Origin of the sequence: Nocardia sp. NPDC050175, assembly GCF_044459885.1 — a bacterium.
Lineage (GTDB): Bacteria > Actinomycetota > Actinomycetes > Mycobacteriales > Mycobacteriaceae > Nocardia.
Map to the genome: position 1 here is coordinate 400803 of NZ_JBITJI010000007.1, position 24317 is coordinate 425119.

25 protein-coding genes are annotated in these 24317 nt (G+C 67.0%); 14 read left to right on the forward strand and 11 right to left on the reverse strand.

What is annotated here, in order from left to right; genetic code table 11:
- Positions 1 to 27 precede the first annotated feature (27 nt).
- The 4 genes from ACIBK2_RS25880 to ACIBK2_RS25895 all read right to left on the reverse strand — a co-directional run bounded on the left by ACIBK2_RS25880 (position 28) and on the right by ACIBK2_RS25895 (position 2217).
- Positions 28 to 345 (reverse strand): urease subunit beta, encoded by a 318-nt coding sequence (locus ACIBK2_RS25880; protein WP_396970826.1) that lies wholly within the window; start codon positions 343 to 345, stop codon positions 28 to 30.
- A gap of 87 nt (positions 346 to 432) precedes the next feature.
- On the reverse strand, positions 433 to 735 hold the full coding sequence (locus ACIBK2_RS25885; RefSeq protein WP_396970590.1) for an urease subunit gamma: 303 nt from the start codon (positions 733 to 735) through the stop codon (positions 433 to 435).
- Positions 736 to 878: 143 nt separating this feature from the next.
- Entirely contained in the window at positions 879 to 1319 is a 441-nt protein-coding gene (locus ACIBK2_RS25890; protein ID WP_379291512.1) for a PaaI family thioesterase, read from the reverse strand.
- A 187-nt stretch (positions 1320 to 1506) separates the two neighbouring features.
- Positions 1507 to 2217 (reverse strand): hypothetical protein, encoded by a 711-nt coding sequence (locus ACIBK2_RS25895; RefSeq protein WP_396970591.1) that lies wholly within the window; start codon positions 2215 to 2217, stop codon positions 1507 to 1509.
- Between the two features lie 107 nt (positions 2218 to 2324).
- Here ACIBK2_RS25895 and ACIBK2_RS25900 point away from each other — a divergent pair, with 107 nt between their 5' ends.
- From ACIBK2_RS25900 to ACIBK2_RS25960, 13 genes are all read left to right on the forward strand, one after another.
- Positions 2325 to 3371: a FecCD family ABC transporter permease gene (locus ACIBK2_RS25900; protein WP_396970593.1), complete on the forward strand. Its 1047-nt coding sequence runs from the start codon at positions 2325 to 2327 to the stop codon at positions 3369 to 3371.
- On the forward strand, positions 3368 to 4450 hold the full coding sequence (locus ACIBK2_RS25905; RefSeq protein WP_396970595.1) for a FecCD family ABC transporter permease: 1083 nt from the start codon (positions 3368 to 3370) through the stop codon (positions 4448 to 4450). The genes ACIBK2_RS25900 and ACIBK2_RS25905 overlap by 4 nt, the downstream gene beginning before the upstream one ends.
- Positions 4450 to 5313, forward strand: a complete 864-nt coding sequence (locus ACIBK2_RS25910) for an ABC transporter ATP-binding protein (protein ID WP_396970597.1) — start codon at positions 4450 to 4452, stop codon at positions 5311 to 5313. The genes ACIBK2_RS25905 and ACIBK2_RS25910 overlap by 1 nt, the downstream gene beginning before the upstream one ends.
- Positions 5314 to 5391: 78 nt before the next feature.
- Positions 5392 to 5781: a BlaI/MecI/CopY family transcriptional regulator gene (locus tag ACIBK2_RS25915; RefSeq protein WP_150401655.1), complete on the forward strand. Its 390-nt coding sequence runs from the start codon at positions 5392 to 5394 to the stop codon at positions 5779 to 5781.
- A 40-nt stretch (positions 5782 to 5821) separates the two neighbouring features.
- A complete protein-coding gene (locus ACIBK2_RS25920) occupies positions 5822 to 6760 on the forward strand; it encodes a M48 family metalloprotease (protein WP_379291503.1) in 939 nt (312 codons plus the stop codon).
- A gap of 208 nt (positions 6761 to 6968) precedes the next feature.
- The gene (locus tag ACIBK2_RS25925) at positions 6969 to 8597 is read left to right on the forward strand and encodes a DEAD/DEAH box helicase (protein WP_396970828.1); all 1629 of its coding nucleotides are present in this window, start codon (positions 6969 to 6971) and stop codon (positions 8595 to 8597) included.
- Between the two features lie 5 nt (positions 8598 to 8602).
- A complete protein-coding gene (locus ACIBK2_RS25930; RefSeq protein WP_396970600.1) occupies positions 8603 to 9448 on the forward strand; it encodes a DMT family transporter in 846 nt (281 codons plus the stop codon).
- A 500-nt stretch (positions 9449 to 9948) separates the two neighbouring features.
- Positions 9949 to 11388, forward strand: a complete 1440-nt coding sequence (locus ACIBK2_RS25935; RefSeq protein ID WP_396970602.1) for a GuaB1 family IMP dehydrogenase-related protein — start codon at positions 9949 to 9951, stop codon at positions 11386 to 11388.
- A 374-nt stretch (positions 11389 to 11762) separates the two neighbouring features.
- Positions 11763 to 13169, forward strand: a complete 1407-nt coding sequence (locus ACIBK2_RS25940) for a hemolysin family protein (RefSeq protein WP_357388307.1) — start codon at positions 11763 to 11765, stop codon at positions 13167 to 13169.
- Positions 13162 to 14226, forward strand: a complete 1065-nt coding sequence (locus ACIBK2_RS25945) for a hemolysin family protein (RefSeq protein WP_396970604.1) — start codon at positions 13162 to 13164, stop codon at positions 14224 to 14226. The genes ACIBK2_RS25940 and ACIBK2_RS25945 overlap by 8 nt, the downstream gene beginning before the upstream one ends.
- Positions 14227 to 14269: 43 nt before the next feature.
- Positions 14270 to 15187, forward strand: a complete 918-nt coding sequence (locus ACIBK2_RS25950; RefSeq protein WP_396970606.1) for a 3-methyladenine DNA glycosylase — start codon at positions 14270 to 14272, stop codon at positions 15185 to 15187.
- A 347-nt stretch (positions 15188 to 15534) separates the two neighbouring features.
- Positions 15535 to 17109: an LVIVD repeat-containing protein gene (locus ACIBK2_RS25955; RefSeq protein ID WP_396970608.1), complete on the forward strand. Its 1575-nt coding sequence runs from the start codon at positions 15535 to 15537 to the stop codon at positions 17107 to 17109.
- Positions 17110 to 17111: 2 nt separating this feature from the next.
- Complete coding sequence (locus ACIBK2_RS25960) at positions 17112 to 17768, forward strand: DUF305 domain-containing protein (RefSeq protein WP_396970610.1); 657 nt, start codon at positions 17112 to 17114, stop codon at positions 17766 to 17768.
- Here the strand turns inward: ACIBK2_RS25960 and ACIBK2_RS25965 are convergent, their stop codons facing one another.
- Positions 17769 to 17897 carry a hypothetical protein gene (locus ACIBK2_RS25965; RefSeq protein WP_396970612.1) on the reverse strand — a complete coding sequence of 43 codons (129 nt, stop codon included), beginning with the start codon at positions 17895 to 17897 and terminating at the stop codon, positions 17769 to 17771.
- Positions 17898 to 18000: 103 nt separating this feature from the next.
- Here ACIBK2_RS25965 and ACIBK2_RS25970 point away from each other — a divergent pair, with 103 nt between their 5' ends.
- Positions 18001 to 18759 carry an SDR family NAD(P)-dependent oxidoreductase gene (locus ACIBK2_RS25970; RefSeq protein ID WP_396970614.1) on the forward strand — a complete coding sequence of 253 codons (759 nt, stop codon included), beginning with the start codon at positions 18001 to 18003 and terminating at the stop codon, positions 18757 to 18759.
- Positions 18760 to 18847: 88 nt separating this feature from the next.
- On the opposite strand, the gene ACIBK2_RS25975 is transcribed toward ACIBK2_RS25970, so the two are convergent.
- The 6 genes from ACIBK2_RS25975 to ACIBK2_RS26000 form a co-directional block, all read right to left on the reverse strand.
- Entirely contained in the window at positions 18848 to 19906 is a 1059-nt protein-coding gene (locus tag ACIBK2_RS25975; protein WP_396970616.1) for a type IV toxin-antitoxin system AbiEi family antitoxin domain-containing protein, read from the reverse strand.
- A gap of 65 nt (positions 19907 to 19971) precedes the next feature.
- The gene (locus ACIBK2_RS25980) at positions 19972 to 20535 is read right to left on the reverse strand and encodes a hypothetical protein (RefSeq protein WP_396970617.1); all 564 of its coding nucleotides are present in this window, start codon (positions 20533 to 20535) and stop codon (positions 19972 to 19974) included.
- A gap of 641 nt (positions 20536 to 21176) precedes the next feature.
- Positions 21177 to 21386 carry a hypothetical protein gene (locus ACIBK2_RS25985; RefSeq protein ID WP_396970619.1) on the reverse strand — a complete coding sequence of 70 codons (210 nt, stop codon included), beginning with the start codon at positions 21384 to 21386 and terminating at the stop codon, positions 21177 to 21179.
- Between the two features lie 148 nt (positions 21387 to 21534).
- Positions 21535 to 21690, reverse strand: a complete 156-nt coding sequence (locus tag ACIBK2_RS25990) for a DUF6131 family protein (RefSeq protein WP_396970620.1) — start codon at positions 21688 to 21690, stop codon at positions 21535 to 21537.
- A 392-nt stretch (positions 21691 to 22082) separates the two neighbouring features.
- Positions 22083 to 23456, reverse strand: a complete 1374-nt coding sequence (locus ACIBK2_RS25995; RefSeq protein WP_396970622.1) for a serine hydrolase domain-containing protein — start codon at positions 23454 to 23456, stop codon at positions 22083 to 22085.
- Between the two features lie 133 nt (positions 23457 to 23589).
- Positions 23590 to 24276, reverse strand: coding sequence for a MerR family transcriptional regulator (locus ACIBK2_RS26000; RefSeq protein ID WP_396970624.1), 687 nt, complete (start codon positions 24274 to 24276; stop codon positions 23590 to 23592).
- Positions 24277 to 24317: the final 41 nt, after the last annotated feature.

The window sequence follows — 24317 nt, forward strand, 5'->3', positions numbered from 1 at the left end:
AATCGGAAATGGTGCGGCTGTGCTTGCTCACTGCTTCTCGTCCAGGTGGCCGGGGGGCGTCAGGCTGATGCCGTATACCTCGCGGGTGCCGCCCAGCGGGACGAGCGAAACACGTTGACCCAGGCCGGGTTCGAAGCGCACCGCGGTGCCAGCGGGGATATCGAGGCGGTGGCCGTGCGCAGCGGCGCGGTCGAAGCGCAGCGCGGCATTGGACTGCGGGAAGTGCACATGGCTGCCGACCTGCACGGGACGGTCGCCGGTGTTCACGACGTCGAGTTCGATTCGCTTGGCACCCGCGTTGAGCTCGATAGTGCCCTCGGCACAGAGATATTCACCGGGAACCAGGCCTGCACCGGTCCGCTCGATGTCGACAGGCACGCGACTTTCGGTGCCGACACCTGCCCGCTCGGAGTGATCACTCATCCCGTCCTCCTAGCCGATCGGATGGTGGACGGTGACCAGCTTGGTGCCATCCGGAAAGGTGGCCTCGATCTGGACATCATGGATCATCTCCGGCACGCCCTCCATCACGTCGGCACGCGTGAGAACCGTTCGGCCAGAAGACATCAGCTCGGCGACCGAGCGTCCGTCCCGCGCGCCTTCGAGCACGTGGTCGCTGATCAGCGCCACGGCCTCCGGATGGTTGAGCTTGAGCCCGCGCGCCTGCCTGCGCCGGGCCAGCTCGGCCGCGTAGCTCAGCAGCAGCCGTTCCTGCTCATGCGGCGACAGTCGCATCCAGGCTCCTCACCGGGTCGGTTTATGGGTGACGGTCATTCTGGCACGCCCGTTCCGGCGACGCGGGACGAGCGCCTCGCCGAGCGGCCGCGACTTCTCCGGCCAAGAGGCTGTGGCGTCCTGACCGGAGGCTGTGCCAGTCCCTAGCCGGGCAGGTTCTGCAGCCGAACCTGGCCGCGCGCGACCACTCGCCCTTGCTCGTCGGTGATCACCACCTGCCACAGCTGCTGCAACCTGCCGCGGTGGATCGGGGTCGCCTCGCCGACGAGATTGCCGTCGCGGACCGCGCGCAGGAAGTCGGTGTTGTTGTTCACCCCGACGACCGTGCCCTTTGCGCCGTACCAGATTCCGCCCGCGACGCTGGCGAGCGTTTCGATGACGGTGCTGTAGACGCCACCGTTCTGAATACCCGCTGGCTGGTACAGGTGCGGCTTGACGGTCCACTCACCGCGCACCCGGTCCGGGGTTGTTTCCGTGTAGCGCAGGCCGATCAGGTCGGTGAACGTGCCTTCGCTGACCTTCGTCATCTGCTCCGGCGTGATGGTCGCGAGCCAATCCGCCGCCCGGGTCTCCTGATCTGTCATGCGGTCCACTTTTGCACAGCGGCCGCAATCCGATTAACGCTGGCTCGCCCGTTGCGTCGCCGGAAAAATAAGCGATGGGCTCCACGGCTAGACGTGGAGCCCATCGCGGCAATGGATCGGGGGTCACCGCAGCCCTCGGGACTCTCGACCAATCCTTACGCCGGTTATGAGTATAGGTCAGGCTTACCTAACTAAGCAAGGCCGTCGCGCGACGAACCGGTAATCCGCGCTGCTCCAAGGCAGCCAAGAGCCCTTGACCGCGGCGGGTACCGACCACCGCGTCGGTGCCGGCGAGGTCCGGCACGTATGTCGAAGCGCCCGCGATGGATTCACCGACCAGCAACCAGAATCGGCGTGCGCTCAAACCCGAGTAGCGGGCCATGCTCGACTGGATCAGCGTCAGCGAGGGCTCGCAGCGATGCGCGAGCCAGACATACATCGCACCCTCGCACGGCAGGCTCACCGCGCCGGACTCCTCGGCCAGCGGGTCGCCCTCGAGCACGCGAATGGTGGTGTCGCCCAAGCCCGCCCAGTCGATGCCGCCGTCGTTGTCGGTGTGGATCCACAGGTTCTCCAGGCCGGGATCCCAGGCCCGCCCCTCGGCCACCAGCAGCGCGATCACCCGGCCGATCACCGCGTGGATCAGCGCGGTCGCCACCACCTCGGCCGCGACATCGGCGCGGATCATCTCCGCGGCATGCCTGCGATACATCCGTTCGATGCGACCCTCGCGCACCCCGTCGGCCAACCGCCACCAGCGCCGCTTGCCCTGCTCGACCATCGCCGCCACCGCGTACACACGCGGATGCTCAGGTTGCAGCGCACGCAACCTGTCACATGTGCGATCGAACGCCATGTGGGCATGACGCGGCGGGCAGGTGGTCATGAGCTCGGGCATTGAACCTCCTCGAGGATTGGCCATAGCGGTGCGGACCGCAAGATAGGTTAGGCTTACCAGACCAACCGGTTCTCTGCTACAACGAATCTCAGGAGTAGTTCGTCACCGTGACCACGCTCGGCAACACACGGCGGCGGCGCCTTTCCGGCCTGCTCGTGCTGACCGTTCTGCTCCTGCTCACCGTGCTCGCCAGTGTCGCGATCGGTACCAGGTCGCTGTCGCCCGGCACCGTCTACGACGCCGTGCACCACGCGATCACCTGTCAAGGCGGTCCGTTCAGCTGCCCGGCCGGATCCACCGCCGAGGAGATCGTACGTGGACTTCGGCTACCTCGCACGGCACTGGCGCTGGTCACCGGACTCGCCCTCGGCATCGCGGGCGCGTTGATTCAGGGCTACACCCGCAATCCGCTCGCCGACGCGGGGCTGCTCGGCTTGAACGCGGGTGCGGCTTTCCTTGCGGCGCTGAGCATGTACCTGTTCGCGTTCACGACGCCGGAGCAGTACATCTGGTTCGCGTTCGCGGGTGCGTTGATCGCGGGCGTTGTGGTGTTCGCGGCGTCGTCGATCGGCGGCGGCAAGGCGAGTCCGTTGAGCCTGGTGCTGGCCGGCGCGGCAGTCACCGCATTTTTGCAGGCGATGACGAATGCCATTGTGCTGCTGGATCCGGCGTCGCTGGACACCTACCGGTTCTGGGTGGTCGGCACCGTCGCCGGGCGCGATATCACGGTGTTTTGGCAGGTACTGCCATTCCTGGCGTTCGGGGTGCTGCTCGCGCTCATCGCTTCACCCGGGTTGAACCTACTGAGTCTCGGTGACGATGTGGCGCGTGGTCTCGGCGTGAATATCGGACGCAGTCGTGCGCTCGGACTGGCCGCGATCGTGCTGCTGTCCGGCGCGGCGACCGCGGCGATCGGGCCGATCGCGTTCATCGGCCTCGTGGTACCGCATCTCGCACGCGTCATCACCGGACCGGACTATCGCTGGCTGGTCCCGTATTCCGGCTTGATCGGCGCGGTGCTGCTGCTGATCGCCGACATCGTCGGCCGCGTCGTGGCCAAGCCCGGCGAGCTGCAGGTGGGCGTGATGCTCGCGGTGATCGGTGCGCCGTTCTTCATCGCGTTCGTCCGGCGTCGGAAGTTGGTGAGCCTGTGACTGTTTCAGTGAAGACCGACAGCGTTCGGCCCGCGCTGCGGGTCGGGCCCGTCTCGGTGGTGTTGCGGCCGGTGATGGTTTTCATCGTGATCGCGCTGGTCGCATTGATGCTGCTGTGCTTCTGTCTGGACATCGCCACCGGTGAAACGCATATTCCGCTCGGGCGCGTGATCGACGTGCTGAGCGGCGGCGGAACGCGATCGCAGCGGTTCATCGTGCTCGACTCCCGGCTGCCGCGGGCGCTCACCGCGCTGGTGGTCGGCACCGCGCTCGGACTCTCGGGCGCGATTACCCAATCCATCCTGCACAACCCGCTGGCCGCGCCGGACATGCTCGGCATCACCTCCGGTGCCAGCCTCGGCGCCGTCGCGGTGGTCGTCGGCGGCGGCGGGACCGGCCTGCTCGCGACGTTCGGCGCGCCGCTGGCCGCGCTGGTCGGTGGTCTGCTCACGGCCGCGGCGATCTACCTGCTGGCTTGGGGACGCAGCCCGACCGGGGATCGGGGCGTCACCGGTGTGCGGCTGGTCTTGATCGGCGTCGGCTTGAACGCGGTGCTGATCGCGGGCATCAGCTGGCTGCTCACCCGCGCGACGCTGCAGGACGCGCAGCGGGCGCAGTTGTGGCTCAACGGATCTCTCAACGCCGCCGATCGATCCGGTTTGCTGCCTGCCACCCTCGCGCTGGTCGTCGTGGTGGTGGTCGCGCTCGGTTCGGCGCGCACGCTGGCCGCGCTGCGGCTCGGCGCCGACACCACCCGCTCGCTCGGCGTGCGGATCCAGACCCAGCAGGCGATCTTGATCGGCGCGGCGGTGGTCGGCGCCTCGGTGGCGACGGCAGCCGTCGGTCCGGTGAGTTTCGTCGCGCTGGCCGCGCCGCAGATCGCGCGACGATTGCTGCGCACCCCCGGCGAACCATTGATCGGGTCGGCGCTCGTCGGTGCCATCCTGGTGGTCGGCGCGGATGTCGCGTCGCGCACGGTGTTTCCGGCGAATCTGCCGGTGGGCATCGTCACCGCGGCGTTCGGCGGACCGTTCCTGCTCTACCTGCTCATCCGCATGAATCGAAAGGCGACGCTGTGATGACCACTGACGCTGCGACCAGCGCGGAGCCCACCCGGCTCGCCGCCGACGACGTCACGCTCGCCTACGGCGACCGGGTGATCATCGACGGACTCACCCTCGACATCGCGCCCGGCGTGATCACCACGGTGATCGGCCCGAACGGCTGCGGTAAATCCACGCTGCTGCGCTCGCTCGGGCGGCTGCTGCGCCCGCAGCAGGGGCGAGTGTTGTTGGACGGCAAGGCCATTTCGACGATGAAGACTAAAGACGTGGCCAGGGTGATCGGCATGCTGCCGCAGTCCCCGGTCGCGCCGGAGGGGCTCACCGTCGCCGATCTCGTTGCGCGCGGGCGTCATCCGCATCAGACCTGGTTCCGGCAGTGGTCGGCGTCCGACGAGGACGAGGTGCTGGCCGCGCTCGGGCAGACCGGCATCGCCGACCTGGCCGACCGCGCGCTCGACGAGCTGTCCGGCGGACAACGCCAGCGGGCCTGGATCTCCATGGCGCTGGCGCAGGGCACCGACATCCTGCTGCTCGACGAGCCGACCACCTACCTCGACCTCGCGCACGCGGTCGACGTGCTCGATCTGGTCGACCGGCTGCATGCCGAGCTCGGCCGCACCGTGGTGATGGTGCTGCACGATCTCAATCTGGCGATCCGCTACAGCGATGAATTGATCGTCATGCGCGAGGGACGGATTGTCGCGCAGGGTCGTCCCGCCGACATCATCACCGTCGCGTTGCTGCGCGAGGTTTTCGACCTCGACGCCTCGGTGCTGGAGGATCCGGTCTCCGGTCGGCCGATGGTGGTTCCCATCGGAACGCGGCATGTTGTGGGCAAGGCAGGCGGGCCCGTCATGCCCGAATCCACCGCCGTATGACAATTAACACACCAGCTATTCCATAGTTACGACACCCTGTAGTACGCATGCGCGTCGTTGAGTCCGTAAAATTGTGGGATGGCAGGACTTGGTGAACTCGAGAAAGCGGTCATGGACCAGTTGTGGTCGACCGATGAACCGCAGACAGTCCGGCAGGTGCACGAGGCATTGGCCGCACGCCGCGAGCTCGCGTACACCACGGTGATGACAGTGCTGCAACGACTCGCGAAGAAGAACCTCGTGGTCCAGCAGCGCGACGACCGTGCTCATCGCTACGCGCCGGTGCACACCCGGGATGAATTGGTCGCCAGTCTGATGGTGGACGCACTGCAACAGGCCGACGCCGCGGGCAGCCGCGCCGCCGCGCTGGTGCACTTCGTGGAACAGGTCGGTAAGGATGAGGCTGACGCGCTGCGGGAGGCACTCGCTAAGCTCGAAGCAACCGAGGACACACCGCCCCCGCAGTAGACTCCTCGCGACCTTGCCCCCAACGCAGTGAGCTGAGTCGATGAACGCAACCGCGCCGGTATTCGCCGGACTCGCATTGCTTCTCGCGGGGCCTGCCCCGGCCCTGCTCAGCCGGGCGACCTGGACATACCGGACGCCCCGCGCAGCATTGGTGCTGTGGCAGGCCATCGCGCTGGCCGCCGTGCTCAGTGCGTTCGGGTCCGGCCTGGCCATCGCCGCCGAACTGCTGGTGCCCGGTCTCGACGGTCGGCCGACCACGCAACCCACCCGCGAGATCGACGCGCTCGGGTTACCGCTGTGGTTGGCGTATGTCTTCGTGTTCGCGCTGACGCTGCTGGTCGGTGCGCGGCTGTGTTACGCGATCGTCCGGGTCGGGGTGCACACGCGGCGGCGGCGGGCCAGGCATCGGATGCTGGTCGACCTGCTCGATCAAAGCGGGCCGCGTCGGCGCGCCTCCGACATCCGGGTGCTCGCCGCGACCGAGCCGATCGCCTACTGCCTACCCGGCCTGCGGCAGCGCGTGGTGATCAGCGAGGGGACGCTGACCAACCTCGACGATGCCGAGATCACCGCGATCGTCAGTCATGAACGCTCGCACCTGCGCGCCAGGCACGACCTGGTGCTCGAGGCGTTTACCGCTGTGCACGAAGCGTTTCCGCGGTTCGTGCGCAGCAAGGCCGCGCTCGGCTCGGTGAAACTGCTCATCGAATTGCTCGCCGACGATTCCGCCGTGAAGGTCACCGGGCCGAAGCCGCTGGCCCGCGCGCTCGTCGCGTGCTCGAAATCCACCGCGCCCCAGGGTGCGCTCGCCGCGGGCGGGCCGACCACCCTGATTCGCATCCAGCGCCTCACCGGGCGGATCGGTGATGTTCGGATCGCCAGCGCCGCCTACCTGGGCTCGGCCGCCATCCTGGTCGTTCCGACGATGGCCGTCGCGGTGCCGTGGCTTGTTGAGCTGGGGCGACTCTTCCGCGGCTAGACAGTCATAGGACGTATCCTGAACACTTGGCCTGCCACCCGGTCGGCCTGATTTCGCGCTGCACCCCTTTTGGTCGCAGTGCGCGGTGCACCGAACCGGTCTCCGCCCGATCCACCGAACAGCGCGCAGCCCGAGCGCGTCGTCTTACGAAAGGCCCACACCACCCGTGACCTCCTCGACGCCAGTCGCCGCTGCGCCCGTGACCTTCATGGACCTCGGCCTGCCCGCCGTGCTCGTGCAAGCACTGCGGAACGACGGCATCGAGGCACCGTTCCCGATCCAGGCCGCGACCATTCCTGATGTGCTGGCGGGCAAGGACGTACTCGGCCGCGGGCCGACGGGTTCCGGCAAGACGCTGGCCTTCGGGCTGCCGATGCTGGTTCGGCTGGCCAGTGGGGCGACGAAGCCAGGTAGGCCGCGAGGCTTGGTGCTCGTACCCACTCGCGAATTGGCCGCGCAGATCGAACGCGCGTTGGACACACCCGCGCTCGCGGTTGGACTGCGGGTCGCGTCGGTGGTCGGCGGCGCGCCGATTCGGCGGCAGGCCGAGCGGCTCGCGCGTGGCGTCGATCTGTTGATCGCCACGCCGGGGCGACTCGCCGATCTGATCGCGCAAGGTTCGGCGGGGCTGGGCGACGTGCAGATCACCGCGTTGGACGAGGCCGATCACATGGCCGACATGGGGTTCCTGCCGCAGGTGACCAAGTTGCTCGATCAGACGCCGAAAGATGGTCAGCGGCTGCTGTTCTCGGCCACGCTGGACGGGGAGGTGGACAAGCTCGTCAAGCGCTACCTGCGCTCCCCCGTCACGCACTCCACCGCGCCCGCTTCCGCGTCGGTCGCGACGATGACGCACCATCTGCTCTTCGTACGCGACAAGCTGGCGAAGCGGACCGTCGCCGCGGAGATCGCCGCGCGGGACGGGCTGACCATCATGTTCGTGCGGACCAAGCACGGGGCCGATCGGTTGGCCAAGCAGTTGCGCGGGGCCGGGATAGCGACCGGTGCGCTGCATGGCGGGAAGGCGCAGAACAACCGGACGCGGACGTTGGCGGCGTTCGCGGATGGTTCGATTCCGGTGTTGGTGACCACCGATGTCGCGGCGCGCGGCATTCACGTCGACAACATTTCCCTTGTGGTGCACGTTGATCCGCCTGCTGAGTCGAAGGCGTATCTGCATCGTGCCGGGCGTACCGCGCGGGCGGGCGAGGACGGTGTGGTCGTCACGCTGGTGATGGACGAGGAGCGGCGCGAGGTCGAGGCGATGACGCGTAAGGCGGGCGTCGAGATCGTGGGTATCGAGGTGCGGCCCGGGGATCGACGGTTGATCGAGATCACCGGGGCGCGGCAGCCGTCCGGGATTCCGGTCGCGGCGCCCGCTCCGCCCAAACAGCCTGTCGCGGAAGGGGCCTCGAAGGCGGGGACCGGTCGGCGACGTGGTGGATCGGGGCGGCGGACGACGGAGACTCGGGGCGGAGGCGCTCCGGTGCGGGCCGAGGCGTCGGCGAGTGAACGTCGCAAGGACGGGTCCATCAAGGGATCCTCGCGCGATACGGGTTCATCGAGCCGGTCCGGTGGGGCGGGCGCTGGCTCAGGGGCTGGCGGTGCGCGCGGATCGGGGGCGGCTAAGGGCGGCACGGGTGGCGCTCGCGGGTCGGCTGGCTCCGGCCGCAACGCTGGGGGTGCATCGGGATTCTCCGGTCGCTCAACCGGTTCCACCTCCGGTTTCGCCGGTCGCTCGGGCGGCTCCACCAGCGGCGACACGCCCGGGAGTACACGGCGACGCGCCGTACGCCCGGAGCGCGCGCCGGGGACCCGCAATCGTGGGGCAAACTGACGGTTGTGTCCAACCATCCAGTGGGCGCTATTGCCTGCGCCCTGCTGGCAGCGCTGTTCTTCGCGGTAGCGGCCGTCGCGCAGCAGCGCGCGGCCGCCGCAGTCCCCGAGGGTGATTCGCTCGTCCGCGCACTACTGCGCAACCCGCGCTGGTGGGCCGGCATCGTCGGCGACATCGGCGGATACGCGATGCAGGTCGCCGCGCTCGCATTAGGGGCGGTCCTACTGGTCCAACCAATCCTGGTGAGCGCGTTGGTATTCGCGCTACCACTCGCCGCCAGACTGAACGGCCGCAGCATCACCGCCCGCACCTGGGCCACCGCACTCGCACTCACTGCCGCACTCGTCTGTTTCCTGCTCGTCGGCAACCCCTCCGAGGGCAATACCAATGCGCCACTACATGATTGGCTGCTCCCACTGATCATCCTGGTCGCCCTCATCGGCGCAGCTACGATCATCGGCCGCACCAGCACCGACCCCGGCCGACGAGCCCTACTCCTCGGTACCGCAAGCGGCTCCCTCTACGGACTGGCCGCCGCCCTCACCTCCTACGTCACCTCACTCTTCGACCACGGCATCAGCGAAGTACTGAGCAGCTGGCAAACCTGGGCACTGATCGCCGCTGGAATCACCGGCGTCTACCTGCAACAACGAGCATTCCAAGCGGGCCCACTCTCGGCTTCACTCCCCGCAGTCACCATCGCCGAACCCCTCGCCGCAGCCTTCATCGGCGTAACCGTCCTAGACGAACGCTTCCGCACCAACACCTTCGGCCTAGCAATAACAGCCCTCGCCGTAATAATCATGTGCGCCACCACAATCCGCCTCTCCCGAGCCCAAGCCACCACCTGACGCCCCCTCCGCGCACCTCCTCGCCCGCCGCGCACGAAATTGCTGACAGATTCGTGCGCGGCAGGCAAATCTGTACGCGGCAGGCCGATCCGTGCGCCGCGGCGCCCGATGGCGGCGCGCTCGCAAGCGAACCGCGCGGTTGCCACGCCGCGCACTTGATCGCGTGCTGCGCACGAAATTGCTGACAGATTCATGCGCGGCAGGCAAATCTGTACGCGGCGCGGTGCTCGCTGGCGATGCGTAGGCGGGCAGCCTGTGTGGGTTTGCTACCGCCAGCGCGCCGAATTGTTCGCTGCGCATGAGATTGCTGGCGGGTTTGCGCGCGGCGGGTGAATTCGTGCGCAGGGCTGTTCGCGATGGATGCGCGCGGGGGCGTTGCGGGCGGGGGGGTGGGGGGTGGGGTTGGTGACGGCAGCGGGGTGCTGTTCGCTGTGAACTTCGTCTCCGCCGAGTGCTGGAGAATTGCGCGGTACCGGGCGGACTTGGTTATCATCGGTTAAGTGCAGTTTCTCCCTGGCCATCAGCCGCCGTATGACCTGACCTACGACGACCTCTTCCTCGTCCCTAATCGGACGGATGTCGCCTCGAGGTTCGATGTCGACCTTTCCACCGTCGACGGGTCCGGCACCACCATTCCCATTGTCGTGGCCAATATGACCGCGGTCGCGGGTCGTCGGATGGCCGAGACGGTCGCCCGTCGAGGTGGCCTCGTTGTGCTCCCGCAGGATCTGCCGATCAGCGCGGCCGCCGACACCATCGCGTTCGTCAAGAGCCGCTCGCTCACCGCCGACACCCCGGTCATCCTCGGCCCGGAGCATTCGGTGTCCGAGGCCGTCGCCCTGATGCACAAGCGCGCCCATGGCGCCGTCGTCGTGGTGGACGAGACCGGACGTCCGATCGGTGTCGTCACCGAGGCGTCGTGCACCGATGTCGACCGGTTCGCCCGGCTGCGTGACGTCGCGATCACCGATTTCGTGCAGGCCCCGGCCAGCACCTCGCCGCGCGACATCTTCGAACTGCTCGAGGCCAAGCACACCCAGCTCGCGGTGCTCACCGCCGAGGACGGCACCCTGGCCGGCGTGATGACCCGCACCGGCTCGGTCCGCGCCGGGATCTACCAGCCTGCCGTCGACAATCAGCACCAGTTGCGCGTCGCCGCCGCGGTCGGCATCAACGGTGACGTCGTCGCCAAGGCCAAGGCCCTTGCCGACGCGGGTGCCGACGTCCTCGTGATGGACACCGCGCACGGCCACCAGGCCAAGATGCTCGAATCCCTCAGCGCCGTCCGCGATCTCGGCCTCGGCCTGCCGCTGGTGGCCGGCAATGTGGTGTCCGCGCAGGGCACCCGCGACCTGGCCGCCGCGGGCGCCGACATCATCAAGGTCGGCGTCGGCCCCGGCGCCATGTGCACCACCCGGATGATGACCGGCGTCGGCCGCCCGCAGTTCTCCGCGGTCGCCGAATGCGCCGCCGCCGCCAAGGAACTCGGCGTGCACATCTGGGCCGACGGCGGCGTGCGGCACCCGCGCGACGTCGCCCTAGCGCTGGCCGCTGGCGCGTCGAACGTGATGATCGGCTCGTGGTTCGCCGGTACCTACGAATCCCCCGGCGACCTGCGCACCGACCGCGACGGCAACGCCTACAAGGAAAGCTTCGGCATGGCGTCCAAGCGTGCCGTCGCCGCCCGCACTGCCACCGACAGCGCGTTCGATCGGGCCCGCAAGGCTCTGTTCGAGGAGGGCATCTCCAGCTCGCGCATGCGGCTGGACCCGGAACGCCCCGGCGTCGAGGACCTCATCGACCACATCTGCTCCGGCGTGCGCAGCGCCTGCACCTACGCGGGTGCACGCAGCCTGGCCGAGTTGCACGAGAAGGCCGTGCTCGGCGTGCAGTCGGCCGCCGGTTTCGCCGAGGGTCGCCCGCTGCCCAGCGGTTGGTGAGCTGTAACTAGTTGCAGCGCTTGTAAGTTCGCGGCATTCCGCTGGTGACCGAGGCACACAGTTCCGCCTCGGTCACGCGGCAGTGCTCGATGTGCCATCCCACGCGCGGACCGCTGCGCGGTGATCGCCTTGCGACACGCCCACGACGCCACGACCACCGGCCCACGCGACCCGACGCGTGGGCCGGTAACATAGTGGTTGCCGGTCTCCGGCCCAACATCTTCGGCTTGCGAAAGGATCCAGTTGTCACCCGCGTCCGAGGGCGCAGCACAGGAGGGCTCCTCTACCGAGCCGGGTGACAAACCCGGCGTCCTCCTACTCCCAGCCCCACGTCCCACCGGCCAGTTCCCAGTACCGTTCGGCGGGTGCTGACGATGTCCGTCACACTCACGGTGCTCAGCCTGCTGGGATTCGTCGCTCTCACGGCAGGCACCGCCCTCTTCGTCGCCGCCGAATTCTCCCTCACCGCGCTGGAACGCAGCACCGTAGAAGCGCACGCGCGCGACGGTGATGTCCGCGCCAGAATGGTCCGCCAAGCGCATCGGACGCTGTCGTTCCAGCTGTCCGGCGCCCAGCTCGGCATCACCATCACCACCCTGATCACCGGTTACATCGCCGAGCCCGTGCTGGCCCGGCTGCTGGATCCGCTGTTCAGCGGCATCGGACTGAGCGACGGCGCCGCGCACGGCATCTCGCTGGCCCTAGCGCTGGTGTTGGCCACGTCGCTATCGATGATCTACGGCGAGTTGGTGCCGAAGAACATCGCCATCGCCAAGCCCCTCGCGACCGCGCGCACCACGGCTCCCCCGATGGTCGCCTTCTCCGTCATCTTCAAGTGGCTGATCCACTTCCTCAACAACACTGCGAACTGGGTCGTCCGCAGGCTCGGCGTGGAACCGGCCGAGGAACTGCGTTCCGCGCGATCGCCGCAGGAACTCGGCTCGCTGGTCCGCACCTCCGCATTGCGCGGCGCGCTCGACCAGCGCACCGCCCTGGTGATCGATCGGTCGCTGCAGTTCGGCGAGCGCAGCGCCGAGGAACTGATGACCCCGCGGGTGAAGATCGAAGCGCTGGACAAACTGGACACCATCGCCGACCTGATCGACGCCGCCCGCCGCACCGGCTACTCCCGGTTCCCGGTGATCGACGGCGACCTCGACAACACCCTCGGCGTGGTGCACATCAAGCAGGCGTTCACCCATCCGACGAATGTGCGGCGCACCATCCCGCTGCAGATGCTGGCCCATCCGGTCCCGATCGTGCCCGCCAGCCTGGACGGCGACGAGGTGCTGGAACGGATCCGGGCCGACGGCATGCAGGTCGCGCTGGTCGTCGACGAATACGGCGGCACTGCGGGCATCGTCACCATGGAGGACATCATCGAGGAGATCCTCGGCGACGTCCGCGACGAGCACGACGAGGAAGAACTCGACGTGCGCCGGGTCTCGGACGGCTGGGACTGCTCCGGCCTGCTGCGCATCGACGAGGTGTCCCGCGCCACCGGATACGACGCTCCCGAAGGCGAATACGAAACGCTCGGCGGCCTCGTGCTCACCCGACTTGGTCGCATCCCGGTGGCCGGTGACGAGGTCGTGTTGCCGAATCCGCGCTCGCAGCAATGGTCTTCGAGCGACCAGCCGACCACCGGCGGGTGGATCGCCCGGGTGGAACGCATGGACGGACGCCGGATCGACCGCGTTCGGTTGATTCCGGTCGCCCCCGACGACCTCGCGTTCCGACAGCTGCAAGCCGAGCCAGAGCAGGAGCACAGCCATGGGTGACCTCCTCGCTGTCCTGCTCACCGCGGTGCTGCTGGCGAGCAACGCGTTCTTCGTCGCGGCCGAGTTCGCCCTGATCTCGGCCCGCCGCGATCGCCTGGAAGCGCTGGCCGCGCAGGGAAAGCGCAACGCCGACATCGTGATTCGGGCGGGCGAGAACCTGTCGATGATGCTTGCCGCCGCTCAGCTCGGCATCACCATCTGCTCGATCCTGCTCGGTCGCGTCGGCGAACCCGCGGTGGCGCATCTGCTGGAGGGCCCGTTCGATTTCCTCGGGCTGCCCGAACAGCTGCTGCACCCGGTGTCTTTCGCGCTCGCGCTGGCCATCGTGGTGATCCTGCACATCCTGTTCGGCGAGATGATCCCGAAGAACATCGCACTGGCCGGCCCGGAACGCAGTGCGCTGCTGCTGGTTCCGGTGCACCTCATGTGGCTGCGCCTGGCCCGCCCGCTCATCGCCCTCTACAACCTGGCCGCGAATCTGACGCTGCGACTGCTGCGGATCGAGCCGAAGGACGAGCTGCAGGCGACCGTCTCCTCGGTGGAACTCGCCGAGATGATCGGCGAGTCGCGCTCGGAGGGCCTGCTCGACGAGGAGGAACACCGCAGGCTCACCCAGGCGCTCGGTACCAGCGACCGGGTGGTCGCCGACGTGATGGTGGCGCTGGATACGACAAGGACAGTTCCGTTGCGCGGCAACGGAACCACCCTCGGTGACATCGAAACAGCCGTCGCCGAAACGGGTTTCTCCCGCTATCCGGTGGAGGCCGGCGACGGCTCGCTGGTCGGCTACCTGCACGTCAAGGACGTGCTGGACAAGGTCGCCGACGAGAGCGCCGGACCGGGAACGCCCATCCCGCGCACCGACATTCGCCCGCTGCCGACGGTCAGCCTGCACACGCCGCTGTACGAGGCGCTGGCCAGGCTGCGCCGCACCAACAGTCACCTCGGTCGTGTCGTGGATGCTCGCGGCAACACGACGGGCATTGTGGCGCTGGAAGATCTGGTGGAAGAGTTCGTCGGCACCGTCCGCGACGGGACGCACCGGATTATCGAATGAGTGGGCGGGGCAAGCGGGTGCGCGCCGAGTCTCGGGCGACGGCATGAGCGGGGCCGAGGTGGTGGTGCTGACCGAAGAGCAGTGGCGTGCCCAGGTGGCCGAGCACCTCGTTCGAGTGGATCGACTGGTCGGGCCGTATGTCGAACGGCGAGCGGCGGGTTCGTCGCATCCGGTGATCGATTTTCTGTTCACCTACTACGGGCATAAGCCCGCCCAGTTGCGGCGCTGGCATCCGGGGTTCGGCGTCGGGCTGGTCGGCGCTCGTGAATACGACGGTGCTCGCGGGTACCACCGGATCTCGGCCACCGCAGATTCCGTTGCACGGCAGTCAGTCTTTACGGCGGACCCCGCTTACCTGGCCCGCCGTCGCGACACCGTCGAGTTCGTCGCGAAGCTGTTGCGCGCCACCGCATCACGGCCCGCACAACTGTCCTGCTTCGGGTTGCACGAATGGGCGATGGTGTACCGCACCGAAGACGTCCGGCATCAGCAGGTGCCGCTGCGTCTGGGCCGAGCGGGCACCGACGAGGTCGTCGAATCGATGTCGCTGCGCTGCACCCACTTCGACGCGTTCCGCTTCTTCACCCCGGACGCGGTCGGCCGCAATATCGAGCCGCTGACCCGCGCCGACCAGGTCAGCCGGGAACAGCCCGGCTGCCTGCACGCGAATATGGATCTCTACAAGTGGGGTTTCAAGCTGGTCCCACTGATCTCGTCGGCGCTGGTCCTGGACTGCTTCGAACTCGCCTGCGCGGCACGCGAACTCGACATGCGGGCCAGTCCCTACGATCTATCCGAATACGGATACGAACCGGTCCGGATCGAAACACCTTCCGGGCGTGCGGAGTACGTGCGATCCCAGTCCGCACTGGCCGAACGGTCGGCAGAGTTACGCCGGGTTCTGCTGGCAGCCTGCGATGAGCTCCTCGCCTACGACCTGGCTCAGCTCGCCACCGACTGAACGCCGCCCGCCCGCCACACCGATCGGACGCTGGCCGCCCGCGGCTCGTTCCGACGAGTCCCACGCACCAGACCCGCATCCAACGCGGACCGCAGCGCTGAAATCTGCGCACTCTCTCGGGATCTGCACCGACTATTGACCCCTATACCGAGTGCAGATCCCGAGAGTCGGTGCGGCTGTTGCCGACATCGGGCATCGGCGGACGTTCCCGACCAGCCACTTCATCGGATTTCCGCGAAACCTGCCACATAAGTTAACGGCAGTTACTACCATTCAGTCAGTTCCCTCAGCTGTCCCAGTCAGCGGAGGGATGACGGATCAACTGATGAAGGTTGGGGAACCCGACGATGCGCTCACTGACGAGCTTGCGCCGTTTCAAACCGCTGGCCCTGGTCACGGTCGGCCTCGCCGCCGTGCTGATGCTGCCGAGCAGCGCATCGGCGGATCTACAGTCCGACCTCCAGAACGCCGTCCAGGAATTCCTGGACGTCGGCCGCACTTCGGTCCCGCGCGCGGACTGCGGGCCCGGCTCGCGGCCGGAGAACGGCATGCAGGGCGACGTCACCGCCGCCGACCGAGACAGTGGCCGCAGCACCCAGGGCTACCGCTGCAATATGTCGTTCGTCGGCGGCTTCGCCGGTCGCGGCGCGGGCATCACCTCGACCAGCTTCGAGCACTGCTCCTACATGGGCTCCTTCTTCCCCGGCGACCTGATCAGCGAGGGCCGTGGCGTCCAGGTCCTGGATGTGTCGGACCCGGCGAACCCCCGACCGACCGCCACGCTCACCGAACCCGCGATGCTCGCGGGCACCTGGGAGAGCCTGAAGGTCAACACCGCACGCAAGCTGCTGGTCGGCACCGGCGTTCCGGTGGGCACCGGCGTCGGCTACCTGTCGGTCTACGACATCTCCGACTGCGCGCATCCGCGACTGCTCAATCCCGGCCCGGGCACGAATATGCTGATGCCCCTACCGATTACGACGCACGAGGGCGGCTTCTCCCCCGACGGCAACACCTACTGGGCCTCGGGCATCGCGCCCGGTTTCGTCAGCGCCGTCGATCTCACGGATCCGACCAACCCGCACGTCGTCTGGCAGGGCCTGACCGGCATCGAGGCGCACGGCTTCGGCGTCAGCGCCGACGGCAACCGGATGTACCTGTCCGCGCTCGGCGGCTTCACCGTGCTCGACATCAGCGCGGTGCAGCGCCGCGATCCGAACCCGCAGGTGCTGCACATCGGACGGGTCTTCTGGACCGACGGCTGGGCCACTCAGCACAGCATCCCGGTCACCTACAACGGCAAGCCCTACCTCTACACCGTCGACGAAGGTGGTTCCGGCGGTGTGAAACTCATCGATATCGCCGACGACACCAACCCGAAGGTCGCCGCGAAGATCAAGCTGGAAATCAACCTGCCGCAGAACATCGACAGCAATATCGGTTCGTCCATGGGCGGTTCGGCCTTCGCCTACGAATCGCACTACTGCACGGCCGACCGCAGGGACAACCCGACGGCTCTCGCGTGCGGCTGGATCTCTTCCGGTATCAGGGTTTTCGATGTGCGTGACCCGTTCAACATCCATGAGATCGCCTACTACAACCCGCCCGCCCGCACGGGCCAGAACCTGAGCTTGTGGAATTCGCCGCACGCGCTCGCGTCGATCATCGGTGTGCCGTTGATGAGCGCGCCGCCCGCGATTCGCGCGGTACTGGAGGGACAGTTCAATCCGTTGGACGCGCTCACCCCGCGCACCGGCAGGCTGGCCTTCGGCGACGTCTCCACCGACTGGTGCCTCTCGCCGCCGGAATGGCGTGGCTCGCAACTGTATGTCACGTGCAGCGACAACGGATTCATGGTGTTGCAGCTGGACAACGACGTGTATTCGCCTCCGGCGGACCAAGAGTCGATCGTCGGGTCATAGCGATGCCACGCTGGATGCGCGGTGCCGCGCTCACCTCGCTCGCGTTCGTCCTGCTGGTGCTCGGCGCGGCGCTGCGCCCGCTCGTACTGCCGGAAACACACACGGCCACACCGATTCTCAACTCGGTCGAGATCGGCTTCGTCCAGGACATGACCGCGCATCATCAGCAGGCACTGATCATGGTGCAACGCCTCGATCGCACTATCGATCCCGTGGTCGTGCGCCTGGCCGACCAGCTGGACGACACACAGCGGCTGGAGATCGGCACCATGCTCGGCTGGCTGCGCCTGGCCAACGCATCGCCGGTGCCAACCCATCCGATGGCCTGGATGCACACCGATGACGCTGTGCCCCATCAGCATTCGGCACCGGTCGCGATGTCGGACAAGAAGAGGCCGGACAACCTGATGCCTGGAATGGCGACGATGCCCGAACTCGACGCCCTTGCCGCCGCGCACGGCCGCGACGCCGAAATCCTGTTCCTGCAGTTGATGTTTCGGCACCACCAGGGCGGGATCGCCATGGCACAGGCCGCCGATGAACTGCTGCCGTCCGGACCGGTGAAGGAGACCGCGCGCTCGATGATCCAGGCTCAGGGCCAAGAGGCAGGGGTCATGGGAATGCTACTCACCCAACTCGGCGCCACCCCCCTGCCCTGATCAGGTGACGTGCAGTCCGAATCCGGTCACGTCCGCGGATTCCAGGCCTGGCTCCAGTCGCAGACTGCGGTCATAGTCACCGCCGCCCTGCGGTCGATACCGGGACGACATTTCCTCCTCGACAGCCACCCAGCCAGGGCCTATCGGACTCTCGGAATGCGCGACAGTTTCGCCGTGTTGCCGACAACGAAGGTCGGCACTGATCGCTGACCGACGACAGAGAGGCACGGCATTGTCCGAAAAGACGTTCGCGGAGCAGCATATTGTCGTCACCGGCGGCGGGACCGGCATCGGCCGCGCCGCAGCGCTCGCGTTCGCGGAACAGGGCGCGGCCAGCGTGACCATCACCGGTCGCCGCAGCGAGCCGCTCGACGAGGTCGCCGCACTGCACCCGGCGGTGATCCCGGTGGTCGCCGACGTCGCGACCGAGGCAGGCACCGACGCGATCGCCGCAGCCGTCCAAGCGCGCGGCGGCACGCTCGACGTACTCGTCCACAACGCAGGCGTTTTCGGCCTCACCCCCCTCGACGACCTCGATCCCGCCGACGTCCGCCACCAGTTCGAGGTCAACGTCTTCGGCCCAATCCTGTTGACCGCCAAACTACTTCCCCTGCTCCGCTCCCCTGGCGGCAACATCGTCGTCGTCTCCAGCATCTCCGCCCGCCTGGCCTCCCCCGAACAATCGGTCTACTCGGCAAGCAAAGCCGCCGTAGACAGCCTGATCCGCAGCTGGGCAGTCGAACTCGGCCCCAAGGGCATCCGCGTCAACGGCGTAGCCCCCGGCAACGTCCGCACCCCCATCCTCACCACCGGCGGCCTCTCCGACGAAACCGTCACCACCTGGCGCACCGGCTACGCCGACCGAGCCCCCACCGGCCGCATAGGCGAAGTCTCCGACATAACCCCCTGGATCACCCGCCTAGCCGAACCCACCAGCTCCTGGATCACCGGCGAAATCATCGTCGTAGACGGCGGCCGCCTCGTCGCCTAACCACTCCCAAACCCCCACCCCCACAGCGCACTTGACGCAAGTTGCATGCTCTTGACGTAGGTTGCAGCATGCGTCAAGAGCATGCTTCCTACGTCAAGTGCGCGGCTCGGTTGATGGCGTGACGCCAGCGGGTGGCGGTGGGGTGGAAGGGGTCGAGGTCGGGCCAGGTCCAGCGGAGGACTTGGAGGTTTTGGGCTCGGATGGCGTCCTCGCGGAGTTTTTCTTCGTATACCGCTCGGGCGGGGGTGGTGTGGGGGCGGAGGAGGCGGTCGTATTTGGCGCGGCCGTCGAATTCGCCGATTATGCCCAATTCGGGGAGGGCGAAGTCGACGCGGGCGAGGAAATTGGTGGCGGCGTCGGTTACCACGTGTTGGAGTTCTGGTTTGGGGAGGCCTGCCCAGTGCATGCGGACGCGGCTGCGCGATTCGCCGGAGCTTTCGCTGCGGGCGTCCATGAAGGCGATCACCCTTCGCGCCTTTGCCGCTCCGGGCCTGCGTGGCCAGTGGTCGAGGGCTGTCAGCAGATCTTCAGTCGTGAGCCGATAGTCGCGCATCGCAGCGTCGCCAACCACGACAGCTTCTTCGAACGGCAACGCCCGGGCCAGATCTGCCACAGTGCGAGCCGGCGACAGCACCCGCATACCGTCGACAATCGTCAACTCGGTTTCATCGAACGGCGAACTGTGCACATGAAGATGGTTCGCCTTCCGAGCACGCCCGCGCTGACAAGCAGTCACGTGCACTCGCCCCAATTCCATATTCCACACCGGCAGCCCCAGCACGATCGCCGCCGACTGATGGCTCACCGCCACATCCCCGCCGAGCCCACTGACCGCAGCCCGCACAGCTAAGACATGCCGCGCCCCGACATCAAGCCCCTCGAGTTCCGCCCGCTCGACGTAAACCCCTCGATGAACCCGCGCCAACTCCCCGCGCCGCCGCCCAGCCCGCAACTCGCCATCCGAAACCCCTTCCCGCCGAACATCCTTCCGAAAAATCAATGACCCCATACCCCATCCCACTCCGAACGCCCACCAAAAACCACCCCCACCTGCCAACATGTGAACACCACGTACTTCGACCCGCCCCAGCAAGCCGGGGCGGCCCACTTGACGCACGAACCACGCTCTTGACGCAAGCTGCAGCATCAGTCAAGAGCATGCAACCTACGTCAAGTCGGCGTGGTGGTTGTGGATGGACACGGATGTGGTGGTTAGGACTCTTCGGTGAAGCGGTACCAGTTGCCTTGGAACGGTTCGTATCCGAGGCCGGAGCTGGGGGTGCCGATGTAGGGTGGGGCGGCGTCGGGGAAGTAGGCGAAGCCGCGGGATGAGTTGGATTCTCCGCCTTCGGTGTAGAAGAGGCAGCCGCCGTCTCGGCGGGTTACGTAGGTGATGGTGTAGACGCCGAGGCGGGTGCGGTGGCCGGGGTTGGCGCAGTCGGTGGCCTGGTTTTGCAGGATGTTGCGGGAGAGCTTCCAGCCGGTGGTTTCGGGGACGTTCTGCCAGACGAGGGCGACGAAGGCGCCGATCACGACGAGGGCGATGAGGCTGTAGAAGAAGGAGTGGTAGCGGAACAGGCCGAGTAGGCCGAAGAGCAGCGCGATCGCGCCGAGCACGCCGATGGCCACCCACAGGATGACCTTGATCGGGAAGGTGCCCTCGGCGGCCAACTGCCAGAACAAGATTAGGCAGCACAGCACGATCAGGGCGGTCAGTAGCCCCATCCAGAGAACGAACCATCCAGGCGTGCGGCGCGTCGTGCCAGCAGTCTTCACGGTGCTCAACATACGGGGGACATACCCCGATGGACGCGGAAAACCCCTAACCCGACTGTGATCAGGAACCGTCGGGCTACGAGGGGCGGATGATCAGAGTGGCGGGAACCCGGCGGAACCGGTGTACATCCAGTTCCAGAAGGCCGCGGCCCGCAGAATGATCAGGTTGACGACGTCGAGGGCAGTGCTTCCCATCGATTTTCCTAACAATCAGACAAATCGCTGTCGAGTCACCACGGTAGCCATCGAAGCCCTCCCCCGCTGGAAAGTGCTACAAGCCCGGCAAATACACGAACGCCCCGGCCGCAAGGCCAGGGCGTTCGCCGAACGAACCGTTCATCGCGAAATCACAGCGGTGGAAACCCGGACGACCCGGTCGCCATCCAATTCCAGAACATCGCCGCACGATTGGCGAGCAACGCGACAACGTCGAGGACAACGCTTCCCATAAATCTTCCTCACATCCGACAATCTCCAGTGCAGCGCCCAGGGTAGTCGATCGGCATTCCGTCGACCCCGGCGCGGACGACAATCCCCCGGAGACGGCGTCTACTTACCGGACGACGATCCGAGCGAGGCGTCGAAGATCACCGCGATCAGCACCATCGGATCGGTCGAGCTGAGCCGCGATCTTTCGGCACTCACTGACTGGGTTGGGGCACGTTGACCTGGCAGTTCTCGACTTTCGGGTTCATGCCGAGGTAGTTGAGCGGGCCTGCGACGATGGTGACAGCGATCGTTCCGCCGCTGGCGCAGTTGGTGGGCGCGGTGTTGTAGTAGTGCCGTTGCGCACCGGCGATGACACCGATGATCAGCCAGACGAACACCAGTCCCATAACTATGCTGGTCATTCCCGAACGGCGACCCCCGCGCATCCTCCTGCTGTCGTTTTCGTATGTTCGCATTTCCTGTCTCCAAATGTTCGAACTTCACACTGCTGGTACATGTTCGGTGATCGGATGCACCACCCGACTGCTGCTCCGGCTGCGCCGGGACCGATCAGTAGTAGTGGCGCCGACCACCGACTGCGTGGCCTGCCATACCGGCGACCATGAGCACGACACCGATGATCAGGACGATGACTCCGACGGTGATGAGCAGTGGAATGCTGAGCAGGAATCCAGCGATGAGAAGGATGACTCCGAGAACGATCATGGGTGATACCGGCTTTCGGTGGAGAGGTGTGTGAGATGGGCCCGGCTGCAGGCTTCTTGCCATGCAGGGTGCGGACATGCCCAGGTGCGCACGAATTGCCAGGGCAGGTTGCGGCTGTGGTGCGCGGGGCCAGGCTTCGAATCCCTTGTCCGGCAACGTTGTCGGATGCGTCGGTCGCAGCGGCATCGCCGGAGTGGCCGGAGTGAACTGAATGTCCGGGTACCTGTAAGTAGACGCCGCCCACAGCAGCGTGTCAACACTGTAGGTCTACGATGATGAACTACATATAAGAACGAGATCTTCGCGCGATGACCGAATCGCGGTGAATCGCGCGACCGTCCACTAATGGAAGAGGCCCCGCTCCGGGTGTCTCCGGTGCGGGGCCTCGAGGATCAGCAGCTTTGACCGAAGCCCGCCGGGTCGACACCGCCGGGGATGGGTTCTGCCGGTTCGTAGGGCGCGCGGGTGAACACATAGCTCACGAGTTCGAGGCGCTGCGCCGCGTCGTCGGGGCCGCGCACGACCGTCATGCGCTCACCGGCGTAGTAGCCATCGAGTCCGGTCCAGGAGCCGTCGGCCTCGGGGCGGAACCGAGATTGCCGCCCGCCGTGCGCGAGGGCCTTGAGCTCCAGCAGGCCATCGGCCCGCAGGTGCAGCGCGATCGAGGCGGTGCCCCAATACCAAGTTCCGGTGAGCGCCAACAACTCTGGGTCCACGGTGGCGGCGGGCAGCCATTCTTCGGGCAAGGCCGGCTCGTGCTCGGCCAGAATGTCGAGCAGCGCGCCGCCCAGTTTGCCCTGGATGCCACCGTAGGTCGTGTTGGACAGAAACAGCACGCCGGTGTGGTCCTTGGGGTCGGCCCAGACGGCGGCGATGAAGCCGGGCATGGCGCCGGTGTGGCCGGCCAGCCGACGGCCCTTGCGGCGCAGCAGCTGCAGGCCAAGTCCGTACCCGGACTGCCACTCGTCGCCGTCCTGGATCGTGGCAGGCTCACGCATCTCCGCCACTGTGTCGGCGGCGAGCACCTCGCTGCCGTCACCCCCGACGAACGCCGCCCAGCGGGCCAGGTCGGCGACCGTGGACCACAGCTGGCCTGCCGCGCCCATCGCCCCGTTGTCGTGCGATGGCTCCGGCAGCGTCACGTCCGCCCACGGGTGCACCGCCCGGCCGGTGGCGTGCGGGGCCGCGGGCAACACTGTGGTGCGGTCCATGCCGAGCGGGGCGAGCACCTCGGCCTGCAGTGCCGCGAACCAACTGTGGCCGCGCAGCTGGGCGACCAACTCGCCGAGCGCGGCGAAGCCGAGGTTGGAATAGTGGAACCGCCGACCCGCTCGGTGCAACAGCGCTTTGCTGCCCGCGTCACTGTCCAGGCTGTCGGCCAGTTCGGCCCAGTCCCCGCCCTCGGTGCGCTCCCACCAGTCACCGGGCGACTCCGCGCGCAGGCCGGAGGTGTGTGAAAGCAGCTGGGCGACAGTCCGATCGCCCAGCCTTGCGCCGGGCACGTGCTTCTCCAGCGGATCGGCCAGGTCGAGTTTGCCCTCGTCGCGCAACCGCAGCACCACGACGGCCACCATCGACTTGGTGATCGAGCCGATGCGGTACTGCGTGTCGGTGGTCGGCCTGCTCCCATCGACCCGGCCTCGGGCCCCCGACCAAGCCAGTTGTCCGTCCCGCACCACCGCGGCGATCAGCGAGGGCACCCGATACTCCGCTTGCTCGACGGCGACCCGGTGCAACAACGCCCGCTCGGTCGATGGCAACAGCATCCCGCGATTTCCCTTCACTTCAGCAACTCGGACGGACCAACGGGCGGCTGCGCCTTGCGATCCGCGATATCGGCAGCGCCGTCGTATGTCGTCCTCAGACTAACGCCGGTCCGAAGGCAGCTCGGTCGGGCGTTCAGGCCTCTCGCTCGTCGAGCTGGCCCAACTTGCGGGCGGATACCTGGATGTGGGCGATCCGGCGCGCGGCGCCGAGTGCCGCTTCACCGAGGATCGTCATCAGGGCCGCCCCGTCGACCACTTCGGCTCGCTCCGAAATGCGCAACGAATGCTCGACATCGATCTCGGCAACCCGCTCGGCGGCGTCCAGGTAGGTATCCAGCGCTTCGGATGCCCAACTCCCATAACCCAACTGGGACATCCGGACCAGCACACCGACCAACGTGTCGATCGCCGAAGCACGGAACTCGAGATCCCAGCCGCGCCGACGGAACGCCGCATCCACTTCGGCTCGCGCACGAGCCACTTCGCTGTCGTCGTTCAACGGCTGCGGATTGTCCAGCGTGCCGGTGACCACACCGAGCAACTCGAACCTCGACAATTCCGGTCCGTCGACCGCACTCAGCACATCGCCGATGGCCGCCACCGACAGTCCACCGACTTCGATCAACGCACGGATCATCCGCAGGCGGCGCACATGCTCCGCGCCGTAGCCCGCCTGGTTGGGGCTGGAGAGTTCGCCGGGCATGAGCAGCCCTTCGCGCAGGTAGTACTTGATGGTGGGCACGGAAACCCCGCTGCGCTTGCTCAGCTCGGCCATCCGCATCCGTTCATCCACGGTTTCCCTCTCCTCGCCAGCAGCCATGTAGATAGTCTAGCTATCCGTTAACGGCTCTCTCGTCGTCG